This is a genomic window from Hydrocarboniclastica marina, assembly GCF_004851605.1.
GTDB classification, from domain to species: domain Bacteria; phylum Pseudomonadota; class Gammaproteobacteria; order Pseudomonadales; family Oleiphilaceae; genus Hydrocarboniclastica; species Hydrocarboniclastica marina.
In genome coordinates this window covers 1,293,688-1,319,381 of record NZ_CP031093.1, presented here as the reverse complement: position 1 = coordinate 1,319,381, position 25,694 = coordinate 1,293,688, and the positions used below count along the sequence as shown (strand labels likewise).

16 protein-coding genes are annotated in these 25,694 nt (G+C 58.2%); 5 read left to right on the top strand and 11 right to left on the bottom strand.

Going from position 1 to position 25,694, the window contains the following annotated elements; all coding sequences use genetic code 11:
- Positions 1-60: 60 nt before the first annotated feature.
- Entirely contained in the window at positions 61-1,626 is a 1,566-nt protein-coding gene (locus soil367_RS05865) for a FecR family protein (protein ID WP_172962285.1), read from the top strand.
- Positions 1,623-4,424 (top strand): CHASE2 domain-containing protein, encoded by a 2,802-nt coding sequence (locus tag soil367_RS05860; RefSeq protein WP_136547840.1) that lies wholly within the window; start codon positions 1,623-1,625, stop codon positions 4,422-4,424. Before soil367_RS05865 ends, soil367_RS05860 begins: the two co-directional genes overlap by 4 nt.
- Before the next feature lie 109 nt (positions 4,425-4,533).
- Here the strand turns inward: soil367_RS05860 and soil367_RS19095 are convergent, their stop codons facing one another.
- From soil367_RS19095 to soil367_RS05835, 5 genes are all read right to left on the bottom strand, one after another.
- The gene (locus soil367_RS19095) at positions 4,534-5,829 is read right to left on the bottom strand and encodes a methyl-accepting chemotaxis protein (protein WP_136547838.1); all 1,296 of its coding nucleotides are present in this window, start codon (positions 5,827-5,829) and stop codon (positions 4,534-4,536) included.
- A gap of 260 nt (positions 5,830-6,089) precedes the next feature.
- The gene (gene cydC, locus soil367_RS05850) at positions 6,090-7,787 is read right to left on the bottom strand and encodes a thiol reductant ABC exporter subunit CydC (RefSeq protein WP_172962284.1); all 1,698 of its coding nucleotides are present in this window, start codon (positions 7,785-7,787) and stop codon (positions 6,090-6,092) included.
- The gene (cydD, locus tag soil367_RS05845; protein WP_136547834.1) at positions 7,780-9,459 is read right to left on the bottom strand and encodes a thiol reductant ABC exporter subunit CydD; all 1,680 of its coding nucleotides are present in this window, start codon (positions 9,457-9,459) and stop codon (positions 7,780-7,782) included. Before cydD ends, cydC begins: the two co-directional genes overlap by 8 nt.
- The gene (gene cydB, locus soil367_RS05840) at positions 9,460-10,461 is read right to left on the bottom strand and encodes a cytochrome d ubiquinol oxidase subunit II (protein WP_136547832.1); all 1,002 of its coding nucleotides are present in this window, start codon (positions 10,459-10,461) and stop codon (positions 9,460-9,462) included.
- A gap of 1 nt (position 10,462) precedes the next feature.
- Positions 10,463-11,893 (bottom strand): cytochrome ubiquinol oxidase subunit I, encoded by a 1,431-nt coding sequence (locus tag soil367_RS05835; RefSeq protein WP_136547830.1) that lies wholly within the window; start codon positions 11,891-11,893, stop codon positions 10,463-10,465.
- A 361-nt stretch (positions 11,894-12,254) separates the two neighbouring features.
- On the opposite strand from soil367_RS05835, the gene soil367_RS05830 reads away from it, so the two are divergent.
- On the top strand, positions 12,255-12,767 hold the full coding sequence (locus soil367_RS05830) for a TIGR00645 family protein (protein WP_136547828.1): 513 nt from the start codon (positions 12,255-12,257) through the stop codon (positions 12,765-12,767).
- A 90-nt stretch (positions 12,768-12,857) separates the two neighbouring features.
- Here the strand turns inward: soil367_RS05830 and soil367_RS05825 are convergent, their stop codons facing one another.
- From soil367_RS05825 to soil367_RS05805, 5 genes are all read right to left on the bottom strand, one after another.
- Complete coding sequence (locus tag soil367_RS05825; RefSeq protein WP_216642780.1) at positions 12,858-14,324, bottom strand: alpha/beta hydrolase; 1,467 nt, start codon at positions 14,322-14,324, stop codon at positions 12,858-12,860.
- A 477-nt stretch (positions 14,325-14,801) separates the two neighbouring features.
- The gene (locus soil367_RS05820) at positions 14,802-16,301 is read right to left on the bottom strand and encodes a catalase (RefSeq protein ID WP_136547826.1); all 1,500 of its coding nucleotides are present in this window, start codon (positions 16,299-16,301) and stop codon (positions 14,802-14,804) included.
- Positions 16,302-16,673: 372 nt separating this feature from the next.
- Positions 16,674-18,548: a sensor domain-containing diguanylate cyclase gene (locus soil367_RS05815; RefSeq protein WP_172962283.1), complete on the bottom strand. Its 1,875-nt coding sequence runs from the start codon at positions 18,546-18,548 to the stop codon at positions 16,674-16,676.
- 247 nt (positions 18,549-18,795) lie between these two features.
- A complete protein-coding gene (locus tag soil367_RS05810) occupies positions 18,796-20,640 on the bottom strand; it encodes a diguanylate cyclase (RefSeq protein ID WP_136547822.1) in 1,845 nt (614 codons plus the stop codon).
- Positions 20,641-20,893: 253 nt separating this feature from the next.
- Positions 20,894-21,811, bottom strand: a complete 918-nt coding sequence (locus soil367_RS05805) for a haloalkane dehalogenase (protein ID WP_136547820.1) — start codon at positions 21,809-21,811, stop codon at positions 20,894-20,896.
- 260 nt (positions 21,812-22,071) lie between these two features.
- On the opposite strand from soil367_RS05805, the gene soil367_RS05800 reads away from it, so the two are divergent.
- Both soil367_RS05800 and soil367_RS05795 read left to right on the top strand, forming a co-directional pair.
- On the top strand, positions 22,072-22,806 hold the full coding sequence (locus tag soil367_RS05800) for a DUF4396 domain-containing protein (RefSeq protein ID WP_136547818.1): 735 nt from the start codon (positions 22,072-22,074) through the stop codon (positions 22,804-22,806).
- A gap of 299 nt (positions 22,807-23,105) precedes the next feature.
- Entirely contained in the window at positions 23,106-24,455 is a 1,350-nt protein-coding gene (locus soil367_RS05795) for a dipeptidase (RefSeq protein ID WP_136547816.1), read from the top strand.
- A 25-nt stretch (positions 24,456-24,480) separates the two neighbouring features.
- Here soil367_RS05795 and soil367_RS05790 read toward each other — a convergent pair whose 3' ends face one another.
- Positions 24,481-25,629, bottom strand: coding sequence for a DUF418 domain-containing protein (locus tag soil367_RS05790; protein WP_172962282.1), 1,149 nt, complete (start codon positions 25,627-25,629; stop codon positions 24,481-24,483).
- Positions 25,630-25,694: the final 65 nt, after the last annotated feature.

Here is a 25,694-nt window from a genome sequence, read left to right as displayed (position 1 = left end):
CGTATTGGCGCCTGGGCTGGCCTTCTGTTTTTCGCCGTTTCCCTGGCAGGGCCTGATGCAATGGCAGATTTTGGCGTGGCCCATGGGTCCGGTCCGGCGACCAGGTTCGTCGCCAGCGAGCGCGCTGAGCCGGTCTGGCGCTACACGGTTCGCCCCGGCGACAGCCTGCCGCAAATCGCCGAAGACCTTCTCAAACCCGGCCGGAGCTGGCCAGATCTGGTCCATTTCAACCGCCTGCCAAACCGTGCCAGCGCCGTGCCCGGATCCAGCCTGCAAATTCCCGTGCAATGGCTCAAGCAACAGCCGCAGCCGGCGCGAGTCATGGCGGTGTCCGGCTCTGCCGTTCGCCGGAGCTACCAGAACAGCCGCGCCCTGCCCCTGCGGGATGGGGACGTTCTTCATGTTGGCGATCAGGTCCAAACCCTTGACGGGCGCGCTACAATCCAGCTTGCAGACGGTTCTACACTTCGCCTCGACCCGGCTTCTCTGCTGATCTTTGACCGGATGACCCAGTTCGGCAAAAGTGGCATGGCTGATACACGCCTACGGCTTGAGCGCGGCCGGATGGGCACCCAGGTTCGCCCACTGGTCCAGAGTGGCTCCAATTTCAGAATTGAGACACCCTCCGCTGTCGCTGCCGTACGTGGTACCGCTTTCCGCCTGAGCACCGAGCCGGGACAGACCCGTCTCGAAGTGACCGAGGGCCAGGTCGCCTTCGGTAATGACCAGGCTGAGCTTCTGGTGGGCGCAGGCTCGGGCGCAGAGCTCAGCAGCAAGCGCGGTCTCCATCAATACCCCTTGCCCCCCGCGCCTCAGCTGAGTTCAGTCCCGGCCAGCGTGGAGCGCTTGCCCCTTGGCATCAGTTGGCCTGCCATTACCGGTGTGGCCGAGTACCAGATTGACGTCTTCAACCGCGAAAACAATCGGTGGCTGCAAAGCCGGAACACCTTGGCTCCCAGACAGATGCTGGAAGCGCTGGACAACGGAGAGTACAGCATCGAAGTAGCGGCCGTTTCGCCCTGGGGCCTGACCGGCGTTCCCGCCAAGGCTGATTTCAGTATTGGCCTGCAGGCTCATCCGGCTCTGCTGGAGTCCCCGTCCGATGGCGCAACCCTGGCAGACGCCGAAAAACCCCGGTTCAGCTGGGCTTTTCAGGGCGCCAATGAAAAGGCTCAGGTAGAAATCTCGCGGCAGTCCAATTTCAGCAATGTGATCGCCAGCAGCAGTTGGAGCTCAAGGAACCAGGGTTCTCTGAGCAGGACACTTTCGCCAGGGCAGTATTACTGGCGGGTTGTCACTGAAGCGGGCGGTTCCAGTGTTGCCACCAGCGAGACACGTTCACTGTTAATCGGCGGGCAGCTTGAAACGCCGGATATCATTAACGTCAACTACTTCAATAATGAAGTCCGCATTTTCTGGCGCAATGTAGCCATGGCCGACGCCTATCTACTGCAGCTTGCCCGGGATCCAGGATTCGACAGCGTTATCAAGGAAGTGGAGATTGATGCGACTACAGCGGCGCTGCGTCTCGCGACCGGCGAGCGTTACTTCGTCCGGCTACGCGGCCTGACCGACGGCCCGCTGGAAAGCAGCTGGGGCCCCGGGCGCGAACTCTACGTAGAATGATCGCTCCCCGAAACACTGGCAGTGCTCCAGGCCCTGCCACCAGCCGCTCTGCAGGCGCTATAGCTCCTTTACAGTTAACCGCTGAAAGACGGGCCCCCCTTGCGGGCCTGGGTCGCTGGCAGCTCGCACTGCCGCTCGCGCTGGTTCTGCTTGCGTTAGTTGGCACCCAGGCCAGCCAGCGTCTGGATTGGTGGCTGTTCGATACACTGATCACCCATTATCCGCTGGCGCCGCCGGACAACCTCAGCATTATCGGTATAGACGAATCCAGCCTGGAGACCCTGGGGCGCTGGCCATGGCCACGTGAAACCCATGCCCGCCTGATCGATCAGCTCAGCCGCGCCGGCGCGGATGTCGTCGTATTTGATGTGCTGTTTACCGAGCCAGCGGCTGATCCGGCCAGTGACGAAGCCCTGGCTGCGGCAGTCAAAAGCCATGGCAAGGTGGTGTTGCCGCTTCATCTTTACCCTCTCAAAAGCGGCGACGCGCTGACCGAACGGCTCCCGATCCCGGTTCTGACAGAAGCCGCTGCGACACTCGGCCATGTCCATGTGGAACTGGACAACGATGGCATCGCACGAGGTCTCTATCTCTGGGAGGGGCTGGGCCAGGCCGTCTGGCCCAGCCTTGCCGTCGCCGCGCTCGAGCTTGCCGACAATCGGCCCGCCCAGGATGCATTACGGTCCCAACCACCCTATGCGCCCACCGATGATCGAGCTGCGCCTTTCGTCAAACTCAGAGAGCACCATACCCGCATTCCGCTCGCCGGCCTGAACGGCGCGATACCAACCTATTCTTACAGTGACGTGCTCGAGAATCGCCTGGCGCCCGAAGCGCTTGCAGGCAAAACGTTATTCGTGGGCGCTACCGCTGCGGGCTTTGGCGACGTTCTCCAGACCCCGCTGTCGGGAAACGCCGCGCCCCTGAGTGGCGTGGAGTTTCATGCCAACGTCTATTCAGCACTGGCACAGGGTGCCATGATCCAGACGTTACCGGCTGCGATCACTTTCAGCTTCGGTGCTCTGCTGATACTGCTGATTACACTTGTGTTTCCCCGCCTGCGCCCCCAGCAGGCGCTGGGCGCGGCTATTGCTTTCGCCCTGGTGCCAATGCTGGCAGCGCTGGGACTATTCATCCAGTACCATTACTGGCTTGCGCCGGTGAGCCTCGCCATGGTTTGCCTTCTGGCGTATCCGATCTGGGCTGGGCGTCGCCTGGCAGCGCTTAATCAGTTCCTCAACCGGCAGCTGGAAGCACTGGCTCGGGAGCCGAGCCTGTCGCTCCAGGCAACCTCTACCCAGACACCGACGCGGCTGTTCGAACAACTCCAGGAACTGCTCAGCCCCCGTATCTCGTGGCTCGCAACCGATGCGGGGAATATTCGAGGAGCACGCCCTGAAGAATGTGAACTCCTGCCTGAAGCGGGCCGGTGGTTCCACGCCGGCGATACCAGTCGCATCGCTTTGCATCATCGGGGCGAGCTTTTTGAGCTGGGGCTTGTCTGGGATACTTCTGTCCATGACTATGATTCCTTAGCCGCTTATCTCGATAAGCTAGCGCTTCATGACCAGCCGGCAACCCATGCCGACCGGCGTACTGAAGACCGGCTCACCCGTCGTATTCAACAGGCCCGGCTAGCGGCCAAGTCAATGGAAGACCTGCGCTCGTTCGTACGCCAGGGCTTTGAGCGTATGCCCGACGGTGTCATTGTCACTGACGCTCTAGGTGTGATCCAACTGGCCAACGGACACGTAGCAGACTGGTTCTCGACACCGGTCAACAGCCTGCCCGGCATGCCCCTGGTACGCTTGCTGAATAGTTCAGGCCCCACTCCTACCCTATCTGGCAAATCGCACTGGCAGGACGTTGTCCAGACCGCACTGACGGGACAGCGTTATGGTACCGAGTCGCTCAAGTTGCATGGGCGTGACCTGCTGCTCCACCTGGCCCCCTTCGCGGGAGCCCGAGGTGACCGGCCTGGCCTCATTGCCAACGTCATCGACATCACTGATGTCCGCGAACAGCAACGCCAGTATCGCGAGGCGATCGACTTTATTTCCCACGATGTTCGCTCTCCCCTGGTGTCTCAATTAGCCCTCATCCAGCAGCTCAAGCGTCAGCCAGAGCCTGCCTCCGAGGCACAGCTCGATCATGTCGCCCGGCTTGCGCAGCGCAGCTATCAGCTTGCCGAGGAATTTGTGCAGCTGGCCCGGGCCGAGCAACTTGCGGCTATCCAGTTCTATGAAGCCGAAGTTCTTTCGATTGCCGAAAACGCAATCGACGCGGTGCAGGAACAGGCCAGGAACAAGTCCATTAAGCTCACTCTCAACGGTGAAGAAGACCTGTGGATGCGGGGCAACGCAGAACTGGCGGAACGTGCGGTGATCAACCTGCTGACGAACGCCATAGCCTACAGCCCGGAAGGCTCTGCAGTAGAGGTAGAGGTACAACAGGACGGCGAATTTACGGTGATTGGCGTTCAGGATAACGGTAACGGAATCTCTGCTGAGGAGTTGCCGAGACTTTTCCAGCGCTTCCAGCGCAGCCGCCAGGACGAGCAACAGGGCAGCCGCGGCGCGGGCCTCGGGCTTGCATTCGTAAAGGTGGTTGCAGAACGCCACGGTGGCCGTGTCGAGGTTGACAGCAGCCCTGGCCAGGGTTCGAGTTTCCGGCTTTACCTGCCTGTTGCAAGCGTAAGCACGGCCCCTGACTACCTGGAGCGAACGGAGATGGTTGGCAACGGCGCGTCCAGAACCCAGACCTCCAGGGACGAAACTGAAAAAGGGTCGTGTTGCTGAGAAGAAGCCGACTTTGACTGAACCAGGAAATCAGGAGGTTCAAGCCAGGGGTGTCCCAGACTCCGCCACATCGATAGTGAACAGGGCCTGGAACGCTCTTACCGCATGACTACTTCAGTTCAAGGACTGTCTTGGACACATTCTCTGCCCCTCGCTGAATGTCGTCCATTATTTTGGAGACGTCCGAGATCTTCGATAGCCCTTCCTCGGAAATAACGGCGACCTGCTTTACCCGGCTTGTGATGTCGTTGAGCATTTCACGGTTTTCGACCACCACATTGGTTATTTCGGTGGTTGATGCACCGGCGCGACCCGCCAACTGCCTAACCTCATCAGCAACGACAGAGAATCCACGACCCAGGTCACCGGCCCTGGCAGCTTCAATCGCCGCATTCAAGGCAAGCAGGTTCGTCTGGTCTGAGATTCCGCGAATGGTGCTGACGATCTTTTCGATATCCTTGAATTTCTCGTTGAGCACCGAAATGTTGGCAACAGCGCCTGAAACTACGTTTTTGACGGATTCGGAAGTCTGGATCGCATCGTGCAAAGACTTGATACCGCTGCGGGCTACCTGATCTGTTTCCTCCGCCGTCGCACTGGCAATTTCAGCAGCGTGCTGGACGGCGAGGTTACGTTTTATACGCGTAGTCACATCTGCGCCGATTTTCACCACTTTGATGACCTTGCCGCTTTTGTCCATCACTGGATTATAAGAAGCTTCGATCCACACATGTGATCCGGCAGAGTTTATACGTTCAAAGAGACCGCTTTTGTACTCCCCTCTTCTTAGTTCCTGCCAGAAGTCGGGATTTTTTTCGTAAAATTCGCCCAGACAGAACATTCTGTGGTGCTTGTTAACGATGTCGCTCTCGCGGTAGCCCATAAGACTCAGAAAATTCTTGTTCGCTTTCAGGATGCGACCATCCGGGGCGAACTCGATTATGGCTTGGGAGCGGTCCAGCGCCTGCAGTAGTGCCTTGCCTGTTTCTGCGTCTTTGTAGGCAACCGTCACATCCGCGGCTGTTTTGATAACTTTTACAACGCTGCCGCTTGGGTCGGTCACTGGCAGATAGGTTGCCTCAAGCCAGATCTCTTCGCCTGTTTTATTGATTCTGGGGAATGTGCCGGAGAAAGGTTTTCCTGAATTCAGGTCCTGCCAAAATCTTTTGTAGGCATCCGATTTTGCGTAAGCGGGTTCACAAAGCAGACGATGGTGCTGACCGATCAGTTCCCTCTCCGAATAGCCCACAATGTCGACAAACGCGCTGTTGGCTTTGAGGACGATCCCTTCCGGGTCGAATTCAATAGACGGCAAATGGTGCTTCATTGCCGCCAGATCCTGCAAATATGAATCACGATCCTGGCGGGTGATTGCCAGTTCTTGCTTGAGCGATTTGTTGAACATCGATTACCTACTGCAAGCGCACTGTAATATTGCGGGATCCAAGAGCTTCTCCTGGACGGACTGTCAGGCCATTCCCTCAACCTAAACGTAAGTTATAGGAGAGCCCAGCGGTTACCGCCATGCAAAACACCGTAGTAAATTGTACTGATTGGGTTGCAAATCAAGTTTTACTAAGAAATCACGGTTTTTCTGATCAACTCGGGCCGTGGAAACAGGGCACTTCCGTAACCCGAGTCGATACAGCGCCGGAGGATTGCCGCTCACACCGCAGGCAGTGCATGAGAGGCAGCCAGCACGACCGAATGATCCGCCACCGGCAGCGCACACTCATCATGGGCCGCCATGATACAGGTTCTGCCTTTCAGCCAGGGCTCAAGCCTCCGGCTTACGCTATCGGCAGTGTTCTGGTCCAGACCAGTAAAAGGCTCGTCCAGCAGGATCAACCACGACGGTCTGATTAGGACGCGCGCCAGCGCGAGTCGCCGGCGCTCCCCGCCCGACAGCGCACGCCCCTGGTCCCCGATCCAGGTACCCAGCCCCTGGGGCAGTTTTTCAATCAGGCCGGTTAGCTGGACTGCCTCAAGTACGGCCATCAACTCCTCATCGGTAGCCTGTGGTTTGGCGATCAGCAGGTTCGCACGGACCGTATCGCTGAAAAAGTAGGTGCGCTGGCTAAGGTAGCTAACCCCGGAACGCCAGGCCAGGCTGTCACCGGGCCTGCATAGGGTCCCCGATAGCTTCATTTCTCCCTCGGGCGCCTCCACAATGCCCGCGTCAGCCATGCCCGCCAGAAAATCAAGCAGAGTGGACTTTCCAGCGCCGGAGCGTCCCGTCACCGCAAGCCGATAACCAACCGGCAGTTCAACATTGATCGGCTCGAAAAGCCGCTCCTCGTTTCGGGTCAGGGTGAAATCCCCAAGGTGAATCATGCCCGGTTGGCTCCTGCCTGCTGCGAGAGCAGCGTCACCCGCTCCGCTGACGGCGAGCGAGGCCTCGTGGCCCTCTTCATTTAAACGCTCTGCCGCTCCCAGCGTGGCGCCGAGCCGGCTGAAAGCCCCGGGCAAACCACTAAAAGCTTCGCCAATGCCCAGTACCGCTAGAGTAAACAACAGCGCGACAGGGCCGCTCAGTTGGCCGTTTTGCCAGAGAGCCAGCCCCAGCACCAGCGCCATCAGCGCGGCAAACTGGATTGCGAACAGTGTTACTCCATTAGCGAAGGCAGTCTGCTTTTCCCGGTACAACCGACTGCTGTTCAAATGCTCGCTCTTGGCCAGCAGACTCTCGCCCTCCGTTGACCAGAGGTGTGCGGCCTGAAGCTCGGCGCTGGCCTCGACCATATCGATTAACTGGCCCCTTAGCGCCTCGACCTGGAGGCCCTCCCGCCTCGAAGAGGCCAGCGTCTTCCGGGCCAGGAGGTACAGCACCAACGGCAACAAAGCCAATGGCGCGAGAGCCCAGATCAACAATGGCGCGGTCGCGCCTAGCACCAGCGCGACCAGGACAAGCGCGACCATGGCCAGGCCCGGCGGTGCCACTAGCTGCAGGTAGAGCGTATCCAGTGTATCGACATCGCTGGTGAGGCGATTCAGCCAATCCGCCGGCCGTTTCCTGCCCGCCGATCCCAGACGGGCATGGGCCAGCTTCGAGAACAGCACAACGCGCACATCCGCCAGCAGCCGAAGCACGGTATCGTGGTTGTATAGCCTCTCGAAGTAGCGGGACACCGTGCGACCCAGTGCAAAGAACCGGATACCGCCGCCCGGCGTGTAGATATCCAGGTAGGCTGCGCCGCCCCCTGCCGCTACCAGGCCAGCGAGGGCTGTCGCCGTGATGAACCAGCCGGAAAGCCCCAGCAACCCAACGCCTGCAAGAACGGTGGTCAGCATAAGCAGTCCGCCGATCAGCAGCCGCCGCTTGCGCAACGTGAGCAGGCGTAGCCAGGGCAGCAATTCAGCCATGCACCCGCCTGCCTTCGGCGATTCTGACCCGGCGATCGGCTGCGGCGAGTACGGCCGGGTGGTGGCTGGCCATGATAATGGTCGAGCCCTGCCGCCGCAGTTGGGTGATCGCATTGATTACATGTTGCTCGCTCCGGGCATCGAGCCCAGCGGTAGGCTCGTCCATCAGCACCAGGGCATAACGTCCGAGATACAGGCGTGCAGCCGCGAGGCGCCGTGCTTGTCCGCCGGAAAGACCGACGCCGCCTTCCTGCATCGGCGCGTTCAGCCCGTGCGGCCGTTTTTCTACGAGATCCTTCAGCCCTACTTGTGTCAGTGCCGCCAGCAACTCAGCATCCGTTGCATCGGGTGAGACAAGTCGCAGATTCTCCGCCCAGGTACCGTGACGTATAAAAGAGCTCTGACCGAGCCAACCGACCGGCTCGCTCCCCGCAGGCCTCCCGAAAACACTGACCTGTCCCTGTTTCGGCTGAATAAAGCCTGCAAGCAGATGTAACAGCGTTGACTTGCCTGCCCCCGAGGCGCCTTCCAACGCTATAAGTTCGCCTGGCTGAACAGCGAGGGAGAGCGGCCCGAGTCCCTTGCGCCCGTCGGCGAACTGAACGACGACCTGATCAAGGACCGCGGCAGCGGATCTGTCTCTGACGCAAGCGCTACTGTCGTTCTGCGCCTCGTTCCCCGCCACTCTCTCGAGCCTTGTCTTCAATTGGCCTGCCGCCCCGAGGGCTGCAGCCCGATCGTGATAATGCTGCGACAGTTGCCGGAGCGGCTGAAAGAACTCTGGCGCCAGTAAGAGGATGAACAGACCCGAGAACAATGTCAGCCCTGGTGCGGGGCCGTACTCAATGTAACCCAGCAATCCAAAACCGATGTATATGGCAATTACCGCAATGGCGACGGAGGCAAAAAACTCAAGGACGGCGGACGACAGGAAGGCTACACGCAGGGTTTTCATATTGATCAGGCGATATTCATTCGTAACCGCGGCAATCTGACGGGTCGCCGGGGCGGTGTACTGGAACAACTGTAGCGTGACTAGCCCCCGCAAGCGGTCCAGGAAATGCCCCGAAAGTCGACCCAGGGTTTCCATGTGCTGCTGGTTGAGTTTTTCGGCACCCATGCCCACCAGCGCCATAAAAAAGGGGATCAACGGCGCCGATATCAGTAAAAAGAGCGCGGCCAGCCAGTCCAGCCAGAACACCGTCACGAGGACCAGCAGCGGAACGACCACGGCAAGCACCATCTGGGGCAGGTAATGGGCGTAGTAGCCGTGCAGGGCCTCCACCTGGTCGAGCCATTCAGAAGCCAGGGTGCCCGACGATGACTGGCCGAGGCCTACTGGCCCAAGACGATGAAGATGAGCCAGCAGCTCCTGGCGAAGAGCAGAACGGATGCGGTTGCTGGCAGAGGAGGCAAAGCGTTGCTGCAGACTTATGGCGCTGGCCCTGGCTGCAATCGCAATCAATATCAAAACGCCCGCCTGAAGCAACTCAGAAAGAAGTGCGCGTTCGACGAGCGCCTGATGGGCTATCCACGCCATGCCGCCCAGTTGGCAAATTGTTGCTACCGCTGCCACTGTTCCCGCCAACGCTGCCGCAAGAATCGCCCCGTGCGCCGGGCGCTGGCGCTCGCTTAGCCAGTGACCGGCGCTTGCCCGTGGTGGCACCTGCACTTAATGGTAGCCCTGCCCGGCGCGAACCTTGCCACGGAAAACCCAATAGGTCCAGGCGGTGTAGCCCAGCACCACGGGAATCACAAACAGCAGCCCCAGGAGCAGGAACAGTTGTGACCCGTAAGCGGATGAGGCATCCCATAAGGTGTAGTCAGGCGGGACCACATAGGGCCACTTGCTCACGATCAGGCCCAGGTAGGTGCTGATAAACAGCCCCATGGTGGCGATGAACGGCCTGGCGTCGTACTGTCGCTGGATCGAGCGGAAAATCTGCCAGGCACAGAACAAGCCGAAGGCGGGGAACACCCATATCAGGGTAATGTGATCGAACCAGCGGTCTCGCACAAACGGGTCGACAAAAGGCGTCCAGACGCTGATCACGGCAAAGACCGCCAGCACCGCGAGCAGCAGTGGTACCACCAGACGCCGTGCCCACTGCTGTAATTCACCTTCGGTCTTGAGCACCAGCCAGGTCGCCCCCAGCAGCGCATAGCCGGCAAGCAGACCCAGGCCGGTCAGTACCGTGAAAGGCGTAAGCCAATCAAAAGCGCCCCCGACGAAGACGCCGTTCGCGGTTTTGTAGCCTTCTATGTAGGAGCCTACCACTACGCCCTGGGCGAAAGCCGCGACGGTAGAGCCTCCCGCGAATGCCCAGTTCCAGAGGTACCGGGAAGTATTGGCCTTAAACCGGAACTCGAAGGCGACACCGCGGAAGATCAGTCCAGCCAGCATGAGAAAGACGCCGATATACAGTGCCGGCAGCAGGATTGTATAAACCAGGGGAAATGCCGCCAGCAGGCCAGCACCGCCGAGCACCAGCCAGGTTTCATTGCCGTCCCACACAGGTGCCACCGAGTTCATCATTACGTCCCTGGAGTCTTCATCCGGGGCAAACGGGAAAAGTATGCCCACCCCCAGGTCAAAGCCGTCCATCAGTACGTACATGATGACGCCGAAGCCAATGATAAACGCCCAGATCAACGACAAATCGAACAGTTCCATATCAGTGTCCCCCGCGATGAGTTTCGGTACCGCCTTGTGAACGGGTATCCTTGTACTCGAAAGGTACGTGGCTTGCTGAGAGTGGCCGTTTTGGGTGATCCGAGGGGTCTTCGGTGGTTCTGGCCTCAAGCCCGTCGTGCAGCACTCGCATCAGGTAATAAACGCCAGCGGAGAAAACCAGGGCATAGACCGAGATGTATCCCACAAGGGTGAACAGCGCCATGCCGCCCGTAAGCGACGGTGTCACACCTTCAGCCTGCGTCATCAGACCGTAGACCAGCCAGGGCATTCTCCCCACTTCGGTCACAAACCAGCCAGCCAGTACTGCAATAAATGGTGTGAGTGCCATCAGACGGAGCCCCTGCAGGAACCAGCGCGTCGTGGCATAGCGACCGCCGCGACGCAACACCAGGCCCGTGACTGCAAAGGCGATCATGAGGACACCCAGGCCGACCATAACGCGAAAACTCCAGAAGACCACGGCAACCGGCGGTCGCTCCTGGGCTGGAACCAGGTCCAGCCCGGGGACTTCTCCATCCATGTCATGCGTCAGGATCAAACTGGCAAGACCCGGAATCCCTACCTCAAAGTGATTGGTCTGTGCGTCCTGATCCGGCAGGGCGAACAACAGCAGCGGCACGCGCGTACCGGTTTCCCAATTGCCCTCCATCGCTGCGACTTTCACCGGTTGGTGCTCCAGCGTGTTGAGGCCGTGGAAATCGCCGATCACGGCCTGGGCCGGTGCAATAAAGAGCAGCAGCCACAGACACATGGACAACGCTTTGCGGTTGGCCTCCACCTCGCGCCCCCGTAGCAGAAACCAGGCACTGACTCCGGCCACCACGAAGCCCCCGGTCAGGAAGGAAGCCATCACCTTGTGCATGAATCGCCACTTGAACGAGGGATTGAATATCGCCTCGGACCAGGACGTCACGTGAAAGACCCCCTCTTTCAGCTCAACACCGGCCGGTGTGTGCATCCAACTGTTGGCGGACAATATCCAGAAGGACGAGATGAAGGTGCCCAAGGCCACCATACATGCCGCAAACAGATGCATACCGGGCGGCACCTTGTCGCGCCCGAACAGAAGCACCCCGAGGAACGCGGCCTCCAGGAAGAAAGCCGTCACTACCTCGTAACTCAACATGGGGCCGATAAAATTGGCTGAGGCCTGGGAAAAGTTGGACCAGTTGGTACCGAACTGGAAAGACATCACGATGCCGGATACCACCCCCATACCGAATGCAACCGCGAATACCTTGGTCCAGAATGAAGAAAGTCTGGACCAGACAGGGTTACTGGTTTTGAATGCCAGCCCTTCCAGAAAAGCGATATAGGAAGCAAGGCCGATGGTGAACACGGGGAAGACCGCGTGAAACGACACCACGAACGCGAACTGGATTCGCGACAGCAAGAGGGGATCTAGTTCCATTGAAAACCTCCGGTAACCACGATGAGAACAGGAAGCACAAAGCTTCTGACTGGGCGAGCTGCCTCTGGCTTTAGCTGTTCTTGTTTGTACCGGCAGATACCAACATCTTACTCCGAACCCGGCACAGGCCAAGCAGCGGCAGCTATTTGCTTGACCAACGTCAATTTTCTGAAAGCGTAGGCTCGGCGCCAGAACAAGTGGTGACGATGTTACCGGACAATACTCAAGGTCGACTACTCCGCCCCGAAGTTTGCCCCTGCCCCCCAAGAAAAAAATGCGGACCAGATACTCTGGGTCTTGCCGTCTATATCGGGCACGCTAAGATGCAGGCTGCGTCACCCTAAAAGCCAGGAGATACCGAATGAGTTCGTTTGAAAAGAAGCTCGAAGCAGGCATATTTGCGAGCCGGTGGCTGCTAGCGCCGTTCTTCGTCGGCCTTATTGCCGCGATTCTTGTGCTTTTGGTCAAATTCATGAAAGAACTGGGGTTACTGGTCATGAATGCGTGGACCGCGGGTCAGTACGAAGCGGTCATTTCCATTCTGACCCTGGTTGACACGGCGTTGATTGCCAGCCTGTTACTGATCATCATATTCAGCGGCTACGAGAATTTCGTCTCGAAGATTTCTGTTGGCGGCCACGAGGACCGGCCGGCCTGGATGGGACGGGTAGGGTTTGCCGATCTCAAACTGAAGTTGATCGGCGCGATTGTCGCCATATCTGCGGTAGAACTCCTGAAAGCCTTTCTGGTCAGCAGTCAGTACACGACCGAACAACTCGCCTGGAAGGTCGCTATTCACTTCACTTTCGTGCTGTCAGGCGTTTTCTTTGCCTTGACCGACTGGATCTCCGAATCAAGGAAGAAAGACCACTAGTTGGGCCTGGACGGCTGCCTGGCGCAGCCCTCGTGCGGCGCCAGGATGGGACTGAACACGTAAGGCTGGGTTAGAGCCTGCATAGACGCGCTAAAGCACGCCGCCGTCGCCCTCTTGTGTACAGTCGGGTAGCGCTGTCCGGGGTGCTACCAGATCATTTTCCGTAAACATACAACCAAAGTCCTGATCTGCAAGCTGATCGGGGTCGAGGATGGCGTCATCATCACCCGCCGGCTTCTCCCCTTCATTGACCCACCTGAGAAAGTCCGCCATTGCTGTGGTGATTTCGCTCGCGGAAAACTCACAATGGCCGGCGGCACGGATCGCGCGCTGAACCAGCAGCTCATCGCTGCCGTTGGCAATGGCCACCTCCCGATAAAGCTGCTGGTGCCGGAAAGGAACGTAGAAATCGCCCAGCGTGTGCAGGGTCAGCACAGGCACATCGATATCGCCCTGCACCAGGGGTAACCAGCGCACGCCGTCGTCGCGCAGGGGGTTGGCGTCAGGGTCGCGCTCGATCCGGTTGAAGTTGTCGTTAAACAGTTCTTCATCGCTCGTGATGTCACCCGTGGTCCAGCGATAGGTCCGGTCTGTGTTGTCGTAGATTTCTCCTGCGAGGATGCCGTTAATGGTTCCGTCTCGGCCGCCGGTATCAAAGACAGCCTGCTGCAGTTCGGCTTCCCGGAATCCATACTCTTCAAAGATTGGCCTTTCGCCACCGGTCAGTTTCACCGCTACGTCCCGCAAACGCTCACCGTCCCCGGGCAGAGGTTGCCAGGCGTCTGCACCCTCAGTGGATACAAACAGGCGCTCAAGAATCTGCGGTCGCAGGCTCTGAAACTCGCTATGGTCAGTCTCGCCAAAGTCCGCCAGCTCCTGAGCTACCCTGGTGTAATCGCCCAGCCACTGGAACTGATTCTGCTCTGCCTGACAAAAAGGCAGAGCGCCCGCGTACTCCACCTGATAGCGGGCGTTTTCGATAGTCTCACGTTCCACCGCCGCGGCAGCTGCATGGCCGCCCATGGAAAAACCAGAGATCAGGACCTGCGTCGGGTCTTCGTAGCTGGCGCCCCAGTCGGCCTCCAGGTAGTCCGTGAGTTCGAGGGCCAGCCTGTTGGTATCTTCAATTGCCGCCCTGACATCGTAGAAATTTGCAGAGTAGGACGAGGCGGCCCAGGCATAACCTGCTCTCAGTACCGCTGCCCTGAACGCGGCATTAGGCTGCTGCCCCCCTAGCACTTCGCCCTCACCGGCGTAGCCGTGGGTATACATGACCAGACCACCGTTCCAGCCCTCAACCGGAAACTCGGCCGCATAGGCGGCTTCACCCTGAATACCCTCGTAGGTGCCGTAGTAAGTAACTGACGCAAAAGAAAGAGGTTCAATCACCAAATCGTCATCGGCCACCGTGAAACTTCGCCCGTCGTGCAAGCGGCTGACCTCTGCCGGCGCATCCTCCTCGGCTTCTTTGTCGAGAAAATCGTCCCAGCATCCGGTCAGCAACAAACTACTGGCTAATACCATTACCCAAGTGACTAACAGATTCCTGCCTTCCATAGTGGACTCCGGTTCTGGCTGCGTCATATCCCCGCAAAAGCGTTCATGGGGTGCAAGGTAGCGTTAAGGTTAAGCTGAAGCTAAGGGAGGGCGCCCGGGAGAGCAAGTGAGCATTTGGTCAGCTGAGGTCAGGCAACGTGCGACACCTGCGAGCCCCATAACAATTCTGACCATAAGACTCAGACATGGCAGGTCGATGAGCTCAGACAGGACGCAGCCGCCATTGAAATGGTTCGCTTCCTGAGTAGTATAAATTTCGATCTTGCACGCTCGGGTGTCGACCAGGGACACTCAGCAAGCCTGGGCTTTTGTGCGTGACCATCAGCTACCGTGAGCGTCAGAACGGACTGGGCTGATCGCGAGGATCTGATCGAAAGGGGTATCGAGCCAGTGTGGGGTGATGCGGTAGCGGATCGATTCCGGCAGACGCAAGTGCTTTCTGCCGGAACCTCTGAAGCCAGGGCAGGCTAGTTTCGACTAGCCTTCACCCATGCCCTCCACGGGTTCATGGGATGCTCCAGCCCGCACCTTTTCTTCAATACGCTGGCCAACGCCGGCATCGACGCTTTTCCAGTATTCGAACGCACGTTCCAGCACGGGGCTGCGTACTCCCCCCAGCAAGCTGCCCGAGACTTGGTCAATCAGTCTCTGCCGTTGCTGCTCGTCAAAGACATCGCGAACCAGCATGCCCGCCTGGGTAAAATCGTCGTCTTGGGCATGCAACGTGTACGCACTGCGGACCATATCGCCATCAGATTCCCAGCTGTCCTCGGCCGGGCCGGTGTTGTCCGCCCATTCACGACCACCGCTGTTTGGCGCATACACTGGCGCCGCATCGTTCTGCTGATAGTTCATGTTGCCGTCAAACATATAGCTGTTGACCGGACACTTGGGCTGGTTCACCGGTAGCTGGTGAAAGTTGGTGCCGATACGGTGCCGCTGGGCATCAGCGTAGGCAAACGCCCGACCCAGCAACATCTTGTCCGGCGACAGGCCAATGCCTGGCACGGTATTGCCCGGTGAGAATGCGGCCTGTTCAATCTGGGCAAAGAAGTTGGCCGGGTTACGGTTGAGGGTCATCTTGCCGACCTTGATCAGCGGGTAATCCTTGTGGGGCCAGACCTTGGTCAGGTCGAACGGATTGAACCGGTAATCCCGGGCTTCGGCATAGGGCATGACCTGCACGAAGAGTGTCCAGCTAGGGTGTTCGCCCTTCTGGATGGCTTCAAACAGATCGCTGCGGTGGAAGTCCGCGTTTTCCCCAGCCATGGCCGCCGCTTCAGCGTTGCTGAAACATTCGATGCCCTGATCGGTATGAAAGTGGTACTTCACCCAGAATTTCTCGCCACTGGCGTTGATCCACATGTAGGTGTGAGAACCGTAGCCGTTCATATGGCGCCAGGTGCGCGGCAGGCCACGGTCGCCCATGAGGTAACTGACCTGGTGGGCCGACTCCGGGTTGTTGGTCCAGAAGTCCCACTGCATGTGGTTGTCACGCAGACCCGAGTCAGGCAGACGCTTCTGGCTGCGGATGAAGTGGGGAAACTTCATTGGGTCGCGGACGAAGAAGACGGGGGTGTTATTGCCCACCAGATCGTAGTTGCCTTCTTCGGTATAGAATTTCAGCGAAAAGCCACGCACGTCCCGCCAGGTATCGGGGCTACCCGCTTCGCCTGCCACGGTGGAAAAACGCGCCAGCATGTCGGTGGAAGCACCACGCTGAAAAAGTGCCGCCCTGGTGTAAGCGGATACATCTTCCGTCGTTTCAAATGTACCGAACGCGCCCGCGCCTTTCGCGTGAGGCTGACGTTCGGGAACCTTTTCCCGATTGAAGTGGGCCATCTGCTCCAGAAAGTGGACGTCGTGAAGCAGAATGGGGCCGTCCGCCCCGACTGTCAAAGAGTTACGGTCGCTCGGGGCGGGTGCCCCGGTACCTGTGGTTGAGGGACAGGAAGGCTTATCGTCGGGATTTTTCATAGGTGCACTCCGTTCAGGCTATAGGACTCAGACGGCGCTTTGAAAGGCCATCGGTACTGTCACCACCATACAGTCACAGACCTGAAGGCGACCGTTGTTTATTTCTATTGATGTGATTGGCTCAGACTGGTTTGTGCTTTCCTGAGACCGAAACTGGAACTAAATAGCCCAGTTCAGGCAGCCCAGTGCGAGCCATTCCCGTCGGGGGGCCGGGAGGAGTGAGGGCTTGACGCGAAGAAGAGGCTTGAGCCCAGCCCGAGAATGAAGCGAGCTATGCTGGCCTGCGGTCCAGTACTCAGGTCGGCGCTATGCGAGCACTATAGGAGCACGGTGCCGGCACTGTTCGCGCACTATTCGCACACTATTCGCACACTATGCGGGCAATACGCGACCGCCGCCCTTCTCGTCCATGTTCAGGTCAGCTTCGGACACGACGACCTGGTTGCGGCCGCCGTGCTTTGCCGCATAAAGCGCTTCATCCGCTTCCCTGATCAGCCTCTTCATGTCGCTGTGTGGCGCAGGAATGCAGCTGGACACGCCGATGCTAACGGTGAACTGTATCTGCTGGCCTTCCCATTCCAGTGGGGTGTCGGCCACCTGCTTGCGAATGCGTTCGGCAACGATCGCTGCGCCCTGCCGATCCGTATAACACAACAGAACGGTAAACTCTTCTCCGCCGTAACGGGCGACGAAATCCCCTGCCCTATTCACTGCGCCCTGGTAGATCCGCGCCAGATGCTGCAGGCAGGCGTCCCCACAAAGGTGGCCGTAGCTGTCATTGATGCGCTTGAAATGGTCGCCATCAATCATGAGCAGGCTCATCTCTGATGGACCGCGGGCATTCTTACTCCATTCGTGAGCCAGCATCTCGTCAAAGAACTGCCGGTTCTTGACCTTGGTGAGACCATCAACCGCGTTGGCTTCCAACAGTTTTCTATTGGCAACCTCCAATTCGTTGGTGCGTTCCCTGACCCGCTTCTCCAGGACTCTGTTGGCCTCGCGCTGAACATGCAGCAGCTCTGCCTGAGCCAAAAAACGCCGTTTGCGTTCCAGGTTCATCCGATAGGCCAGAGCAAACGAGAGCAGCAGCCCCTCGGCCACTGCGCCGATCTGCTGTGCATGCTCAAGTAGAAGATTGTGCGGAAGAATACCAAACTTGCTGAACGTGATGAGTACGCTTCCCGCGAGCAGCAGGAACCAGGCTGTGGTGTAAAACCGTGCCAGGATATCGCCGCGATACCAAAGATAAGCCCCGACGAGAATTGCCCCGGAAGCGCCGGTTACCGATATCGCCGCTGCCAGGAGAGTAGTGATTTTATAGGGCAGGAAAAAATTGGCGATGAAAACAAGCGCGCCCGCGGCGGCCGTGCCAATAAAGAACCAGCGGAGCAGTGATCCCTGGCGCGATATATTCAGAAAGGTGTACGCGAACAATGCGGCAGCAAAGACATTGCCGCTGATCCCGGCCACCAGTGTGAGGTTATTGAACCGAGGGTGATCAGCCCAGACAAACTGAGCGGTAATGCCGTGAAACGAAAGCACCACCGTACTGATCGTGATGATGCTCAGGACGTACCACAGGTAGCTCCAGTCACGCGTTGCCAACAGCAGAAAGCTGTTGTAGATCGCCAGCGCGGCCATAATCCCAACGAACAGCATCTGTAACGCAAGGCGATCCTGATCGTGCTCAAAGAACGCCTGCTTGTCCCATAGTCGCAATGGCACAGCCAGGGCGCCGTCGGTCTGCGCCCTCAGATAGACTTCGACACGATCCTCTGCGCTCAGCTCCAGCGGAAAAACGAACGTCCGGTGCTCCCACGGGCGGCTGGCCAGCGGCCGTGCATCGCCAGTGTTGTACGCCTCCACAACCCGACCGTCGCGCACCACATAGACATCGAGATAATCGATGAGCGGATGGTCCATCTGCAACAGCCGTTGCACCGGGTTCGCTGATTCATTGGCCAGCGAGACAGCGAACCAGTGAACGGGTGGGGAAACGCCAAAGTTGGGCGTGGCGACAGCACTACGCTGCCATTCCAGGGCATTACCTTCGTCAATAATATCCGAGATCGCGGCTTCGGCTCCCGGATCTGCCGCATACACCAGAGCCGCTCCCAACGAGCGCTGCCCGTCCTCCAGTGCCGAAACCTCAATGGTATCCGGCGAAACCGGAAGCGCTGCGACAGAGGTAGAGAACGACAAAAAAAAGCCCAGAAGAATAGAGATCCAGGCGATAATTCGGGGCATGGGGTAAGCCTTGTCAAACAGAGCTCGGTCTGTTGTTAATCGTGCCATTTGCGGGGACAGCTCACTTTGATCCAATAAACGTCAGCTGCTGGGCGAGTATCGCCAAGAGACTTTCGTCGGGTGATAACCGCTAACTCGCTCCCAGTATAGAGTGCGCATAAAGACGATGACGTGATGTTTTGTATCGGTTCAGAAACAGAAAAGTTAATAAATGACAGCGGGTGGCCCCTGCGGACTGGCTAGTGTTTTAAACACCTATCCCCGATCCAGTCACTACCTCCCCCTCTGCGTCGAAGCCTGTCTCAATTCGATTCCGCCCGTTAGCCTTTGCCTGGTATAGCAGCGTGTCTGCCTTCTTTAGCAAGCTTGCCGCAGACTCCGCAGCGCCCGGAGTCAGGGCAGCCACCCCGATACTCACAGTGATGCAGGCTTCCACGCCTTCGTCTTCCACAACGCTGGCATTGAATTTTTCGAGTATCCGGGTGGCGATATTCAAAGCGCCCGATACATCGGTGTTCGGCAACAGCACGATGAATTCTTCGCCGCCATAGCGGGCGGCAAGGTCCGGAGGACGGCGGATGCTTGCGCGAATGAAATCAGCGGCCTTGACCAGGCAGAGATCGCCGAATGGATGGCCGTAACGGTCGTTTATCATCTTAAAGTTATCGATATCCATCAGAAGAACCGATAGCGGTAACTTTTCCCGGAAGGCTCTTTTAAATTCAATCTCAAGGCTTTCGTCGAAATGGCGGCGATTGCTGAGTTGTGTAAGGGCGTCGGTGCGGCTTATTTCATGCAGTAGCGCATTAGCGTTTTCCAACTCATCGGTGCGCTCACGCACGAGCCGGTCCAGGCTCTCATTTGTCTCGCGCTGGTTTTCTATCAGCTGGGCTTGCGCGTCCTGACGAGCCTCGCGATCCATGTTCATTCGGTAGGCCAGCGCGAACGCATTCACCATGCTCATCACGACGATGCCAACATAGCCGGCAACTTCGGTGAGCGGTGTCACCGGAATTACGCCTACATTGCCCAGCATCGAGACTGCAAAGCCAAGGCTGGCGCATGAGCCGCTCAGGAAGGCGATTTTCGCCGGGCCATACCCATCGATAAAGCGCAGAAGTAAAGCTGAGAACAACACCAACATTGCCACCCCGGACAACCCCAGTACGCCTTTAACCACGGCCACATAGGGCAAAGCCAGGCTGGCAATCATCAAGGCGACCGTCACATAGGCCAGCAACCGAAGTACCGCAGCCAGCTTCGGCCGCGCCTGGGGTACCTGCAGCACCTCTGCCAGAAAAAGGTTGGCAAACAAAACACTGGAGGTGATGGCGATGTTAATGAACCGGTTGCTTACATAGCTGAAGTCAGGCCAAACGTAGGCAGAAATAACGCCATGCAAGCATAGATAAGTGGCCAGCAGGCTTAGATTGAACAGTGCGTAGTAGAAAAACGAAAGCTCCCGGACAGAATAAAAAATGAGCAGGTGGTATAGCGCCATCGCCAGCAGCAGCCCATAGAACACACCGTAAACAAGAGACCAGGCGTGATTGTTTTCAACATAAGCAGCCTGGTCCCACAAGATCAATGGAATCTGGAGTCCCGATCCAGACTTCACCTTTATCAGCACTGTCGCGGAGTCCGCCGGTGGCAAGACCAATGGCACAAGAAAGCTGGACTGGAGAAGATCGCGATTAGCTGCAGGCTGCGCGTCGCCCGCAGTCCGGTGGGCAACCAGGTTACCCTGCCGGGTAATATAGAAGTCCATACTGTCGATTAACGGGAATCGCTGCTGCAAAATAAGTCGCTGCTCGACCCTTGCGGTATTGACGATGTGAAACCGTACCCAGTAGGCAGAAGATGAAAAGCCGAAGTTGAGCTCTTGGCCTCGAAATGGTTGCCAGCCCGCCCTCTGTTGGACTGTTTCCCAAGTTTGCGAGCCGTCACTGTCTTCGAGATATTCCACGCCACTACCCAGCGCTTCATAAGCAAATCCAGGCCTAACCTCCACCGTCAAAGCGCAGGCCAGCCCGGGCATCAGCAGTAACAGACAACAGAGCAGCAACCAGGGGCGCAAACCGTTACGTAACATGCGATTTAAATCTACTGTCAGGCGAAAATGCCTGACCTTAAGCTTAGCAAAAGAACCGAATTTCGCATCACCTGCCTGCTGGGTTTGTGCTCAAAGGGGGCAGCAACCTCAATAATGTTCAAGTCGGCCAGACGCGACACTGCGATACGCGTTGACGACCGAAGCTGCGGCAGCGGTTCGTCGTCGATCGCTGGTTTGAACAGTTGGGTCAATGGCCCGCACGCAGCGTATGGCCGGAGCTTTAGAGTCCGGTTCAAGAAACGGTGTGCTGCTCCCGCAAAAACCGAACGACCACCTCTGCCAGGGCCTCACCCTGATCTTCCTGTAGGAAGTGGCCACCGTTTTTGATAGTGACGTGGTCCTGCCCCTTGGTGCCGGGAATGAACTTCTGGAAGTATCGGTCTGCGCCTTTGGTAATGGGATCCTGGTCGCTAAACGCTGTCAGAAAAGGCTTCTGCCACTGGCTCAGGACTTTCCAGGCCTGGCGGTTCGCTTCTGTTGCCGGATCCTCAGGGCTGGCCGGTACCAGTGTGGGAAACTGACGCACACCTTCCTTGAAGCTTTCATCCGGGAACGGCGCGTTATAGGCGTCAATAACGGCTTGGGCTAACGGTGTGACAGTTCCGCCTTTGATCACGCCGGCCACATGGAACTGCGGAGTTTCCTGGGAAAACTGGCGCCACTTTTTGAATGCCGGGCCCAAGTCAGTGTCCCCGGTGGGCAAAAACGTATTGGCCGCCACCACGGAGGCAAAGCGGTCCGGATTTTCTGCTACCAGGCGCAGGCCCAGTAAGCCGCCCCAATCCTGGCAGACGAGGTTGATAGCCCGCAGGTCGAGCTGATCCAGAAAAGACTGTATCCAACCGACATGGCGGGCATAGGTATAGTCGTTGCGATCTGCCGGTTTGTCGGAACGGCCAAAGCCGATGAGATCCGGTGCAATAGCGCGGTAGCCTGCGGCAGTAATGGCCGGGATCATCTTGCGGTAGAGGTAGCACCAGGAGGGTTCACCGTGCATCAGCAAAACAACGGGTGCATCACGGGGGCCTTCATCCAGATAGTGCAGGCGCAATTCGCCGCCCTCGAAGTCGTCCACCTGCAGGTAATGAGGCTCGAAGTCGAAGCCGGAAAGTTCCTCGAACCGGTTTTCGGGAGTTCGCAGTGCTTTCATTGGGTCATCCTTTTGCTTTTTAGAAGTGGAGGTATCGAGCAGTTCCCACCCGATCAGATCCTATAGTGTTTCGCCGCAACGCCGCGGTGCCGCATGAAAGTGCCGCAACAAGAAGCTGCCGAAAGAAGCTAGGTTAAGGGATTCCGAGCCTGTGACGCCAATCTTATGAACCCGAATTCTGCTTTTTCGAGGTGGACACTGGCTTTACTGCTCTTTTAAGGTTGATAGGGTCATTCGTTCAAAGAAAAGGAGTTCTTGAGATGATACCTGACTGGTTACACATCGTTGCGTGGGCGTCTCTCATCGTAGGCTTTGCCTGTGCCGCTTACATTGCCCTGGATATCCGCCGGCATCCCCAGCATATGACGATCATGAACTACGTCTGGCCGATCTGTGCACTGTTTGGCCATGTTCTGATCATTGCCTTCTACCGCCGCTACGGTCGACTGGCAGCGCACGAGATAGCGCATCCTGCGATGGAGAAAAAAGAAACCCCTCCGCATATGAAACAGACGCCCTTCCCGCTCAAGGTCGCCAAAGGTGCCCTCCATTGTGGCAGTGGCTGTACGCTGGGAGACATCATCGCCGAGTCCCTGGCTCTGTTCTTACCCGTGATCGCGATCTGGTTCGGGTGGCAGACCCTGTTCGATGAAAAGATATTTGCGGTCTGGGTTTTCGACTATTCCCTGGCTTTTATTCTGGGGATTGCGTTTCAGTACTTTACTATCGTGCCTATGCGCGGGCTTAGCTTTGGCAAAGGTCTGGTACAGGCTACCAAGGCCGACTTCCTGTCCCTGACGGCCTGGCAGTTCGGTATGTATGGCTTCATGGCGTTCGCTCATTTTTATATCTTCGCAGTCGTACTGAACCATAAGTTATCGGTCGCATCAGCAGAGTTCTGGTTCATGATGCAGATAGCCATGGTCTTCGGCTTTTTGACCTCCTATCCCGTTAACTGGTGGCTCATCAAACGCGGCATAAAGGAAGCAATGTGACCTGTGGGACGTGCGCAGGCCCGGGTTAACCGCCTGCGCATGGTGGAACGGTACCCGAAGCTCCACAGAATCTCACTGAAGCCTGCGGAGACACGGTTCGCCCTTGCGCGAGCCGCGAACAGGACGAGACATGTACGGTTGGACGCCTGGTCAACTTCTGCGGCACTGTGGTCGCCAGTAAAATCCGAGCCAAGCTGGCCGGGGGCAATAATCCGTCTGAACCTGAAACCACCCCTTCTCACGGACGAACAGCCGGGCAGGTTTGACGAGGGGTCAGGCCGATAGCAAAAAGGAGCTACATGATCAAAAAACTGGCATTCCTGTTGGGCGGCCTCGCCTTGGTTCTATTACTGGCCGGATGCGCTGTCTGGCTGTTCGGGGCTGCTGAATATGACCGGCGAATGAACAGAGTAGCCGCTGACCCGACGGCGCCCGAACCTAGGGATGAGGATCGGGCATTGCATCAGTCGCTGTTTATCGCTGACCTGCACGCGGATACCCTGAAGTGGGAGCGAGACCTTCTGGAACGCAGTGACGTCGGGCACGTCGACTTACCGCGCCTGGTAGACGGCAATGTTGCACTCCAGTCGTTCACTATTGTGACCCAGAGCCCGCTCCCCTTCACCCGCGCCCGCTATAACGAGACCGAAGCCTGCGTAAGCGGAAGCAGCCTCGACATGGCCGCTGTGCTGGCCGCAGCCCAGGGTCGGCCGGCGTTCAGCACGCGTGAGCGCGCAATTCACCAGATTGAACGTTTCAAGGCCGCAGTGCAGCGCTCGAAAGAAAGTGACGGGGCGGAGCTACGCCTTATAAAGGACGTGGATGACCTGAGGCGTCTGGTCGAGGATCGTCAGGCCGGACAGCAGGTGGTCGGCGGCATTCTGGGTATCGAGGGCGGCCACTGGGTCGGTAACACCGAGGGCGACCTGAGCCTGGTTGAAGCAGACATGCAGCAGCTTTACGACCTCGGCGTTCGCCAGTTTGCGCCCAACCACCGCTTCGACAATGCGCTCTCAGGCTCTGGTGAAGGTTGCGAACGCTACGGCTTGACGGAACTGGGGGTGCACGCTCTGAGAACCGCCGAGCGCCTGGGCATTGCCGTGGACCTGTCCCATATCTCCCAGCAGGGCATGGACGACGCGGCGCGGGTATTGTCTGAGCCTTTCATGATTTCCCACACTGGTATAAAAGCAGGTTGCGAGGCACCCTGCCGCCCTGCTCGTAATCTCAGTGATGATCAGATCAAGTCGGTTCTGAACAGCGGCGGCATCGTTGGGATCGGCTACTGGCCCTACGCGGTTGGTCCGAGTGTCTGGCACATCGCTAACGCCATGAGCCATGTCATGAGCCTGTCGCAGGAAATGGGGCTGGAGCCAGGCAAGCACGTCGCATTCGGCTCCGACTACGATGGCTCGGTGACGCCCTTCTTTGATGTAAGCGAGCTGAGCATTCTCACCGCCGTGATGCGCCAACGGGCCGATCCTTTTTCGGAAGATCTGATTCGCGACATCGCCGGGCGCAACGTCTGCCGCTACTTTGCGCGGACACTGCCGGGCGGTAGTCAGGACGCTGCCGACAATATCTGTAGCGGGGCGGCAACGCCCGACGAACTGCACGAGGAAGGGCCCCTGGATATACTGGGCAGCTGATTCAAAAAAGGTGCAGGACACCGGCTCAGTGACGCCTCAGGGGCTCGAGCCGGAGATAGGTCAGGCATCGCCAGAGCCACTCGGTAGGGCCCATCCTGAAAGGTTTGAGCCAGAGCTGGCTAGCCAGAGCCAGGAGGGTATACACCGCGATACTCAGCAGGAGGATGCCAGCGGACCCTACTGTTCCCAGCCAGCCCAGTCCCCAACTGTAGAAAAGTGCCTGCCCGATCAGCCCGTAGGCCAGGTAGTTGGTCAGTGCCAGCTTACCCGGGGCCGACAGCCACAGCCGTACGCCCGCCGCGCCAGGGTGGCTCAGGAGCAATGCGGCCAATGACATGTAGCCCACCGCCAGAATCGGCGCTCCGGCCCTGGCCGCGGTCGCGACCACCGACGGCTCGGGCAGGCCGATCCTGACCAGGCCCGCGGTGAGTCCCAATGGGATACAGCTTGCCGCCAAAAGCCGCAGGAAACGGCGGTTTTCTTCGATCTGATGGGGAATCTGCGCCCTTCCTGCCCAAAGCCCTAGCAGAAGCATGCCGAACACGTTGGTATGGTCCCAGATCTCCACCAGGCTGCTCTCGCTGGTGCCGAAGTAGCGTACCAGCCCATACTGAACCTGCTCCCAGTAAGGCGCGCCACCAAAAATGCTGAGCGCACGAACATCAGAAGGCAGTTGCCCTGATGAGTTTTCTGCCGCGCCCAGCATGGCCAGCAGCGCGGGCGCCCCGAATAGAAAAAGCGCGGCGGTTGTCAGCAGCAGCCTTTGCGGAAGCCGCACAAAGAAAACGAGTGTGGCGCCAAAGATCGCGTAAATGAGCAGGATATCCGCCCAGTACAGGAAACCGACGTTTATCAACCCGAACACGCCCAGAGCCGTCAGACGCCGGAAATACATGGCCCTGAACCCAGGCTGGTCGGACTTGCGTTCCAGCAACAGATAGAAGCTCAGGCCGAACAGAAAAGAAAAAGCAGAAAGAAATTTTTCGTCCAGCAGGACCAGCAGCATGAAGTCCACAATGTGGCCGATCGGCCCCTGAACAGCATCGAATGCTTCCGGCGCGAGAAAGTTAAGCCCCGACATGTCTCGCAGGTTCATCACCAGAACCCCGAACAGCGCCAGCGCCCTGACCGCGTCCACAACCTCCAGTCGTCCTTTGCCCTTGCCTTGAGCCATGCCCAACATCCTTGTCGTAAGTGCCCGTCCTGTCGTTCCTGCGGGGACCTCGCTTGGCAGTGCGC

Excerpts from the sequence above, each read along its gene's own strand:
- soil367_RS05820 (WP_136547826.1), bottom strand. The coding sequence starts at position 16,301 with ATGAAAAATCCCGACGATAAGCCTTCCTGTCCCTCAACCACAGGTACC.
- soil367_RS05795 (WP_136547816.1), top strand. The coding sequence starts at position 23,106 with ATGATCAAAAAACTGGCATTCCTGTTGGGCGGCCTCGCCTTGGTTCTA.
- soil367_RS05790 (WP_172962282.1), bottom strand. The coding sequence starts at position 25,629 with ATGGCTCAAGGCAAGGGCAAAGGACGACTGGAGGTTGTGGACGCGGTC.
- soil367_RS05835 (WP_136547830.1), bottom strand. The coding sequence starts at position 11,893 with ATGGAACTAGATCCCCTCTTGCTGTCGCGAATCCAGTTCGCGTTCGTG.
- soil367_RS05860 (WP_136547840.1), top strand. The coding sequence starts at position 1,623 with ATGATCGCTCCCCGAAACACTGGCAGTGCTCCAGGCCCTGCCACCAGC.
- soil367_RS05865 (WP_172962285.1), top strand. The coding sequence starts at position 61 with ATGGCAGATTTTGGCGTGGCCCATGGGTCCGGTCCGGCGACCAGGTTC.
- soil367_RS05810 (WP_136547822.1), bottom strand. The coding sequence starts at position 20,640 with ATGTTACGTAACGGTTTGCGCCCCTGGTTGCTGCTCTGTTGTCTGTTA.
- soil367_RS19095 (WP_136547838.1), bottom strand. The coding sequence starts at position 5,829 with ATGTTCAACAAATCGCTCAAGCAAGAACTGGCAATCACCCGCCAGGAT.
- soil367_RS05805 (WP_136547820.1), bottom strand. The coding sequence starts at position 21,811 with ATGAAAGCACTGCGAACTCCCGAAAACCGGTTCGAGGAACTTTCCGGC.
- soil367_RS05800 (WP_136547818.1), top strand. The coding sequence starts at position 22,072 with ATGATACCTGACTGGTTACACATCGTTGCGTGGGCGTCTCTCATCGTA.
- soil367_RS05830 (WP_136547828.1), top strand. The coding sequence starts at position 12,255 with ATGAGTTCGTTTGAAAAGAAGCTCGAAGCAGGCATATTTGCGAGCCGG.
- cydB (WP_136547832.1), bottom strand. The coding sequence starts at position 10,461 with ATGGAACTGTTCGATTTGTCGTTGATCTGGGCGTTTATCATTGGCTTC.
- soil367_RS05815 (WP_172962283.1), bottom strand. The coding sequence starts at position 18,548 with ATGCCCCGAATTATCGCCTGGATCTCTATTCTTCTGGGCTTTTTTTTG.
- soil367_RS05825 (WP_216642780.1), bottom strand. The coding sequence starts at position 14,324 with ATGGAAGGCAGGAATCTGTTAGTCACTTGGGTAATGGTATTAGCCAGT.
- cydC (WP_172962284.1), bottom strand. The coding sequence starts at position 7,787 with ATGGCTGAATTGCTGCCCTGGCTACGCCTGCTCACGTTGCGCAAGCGG.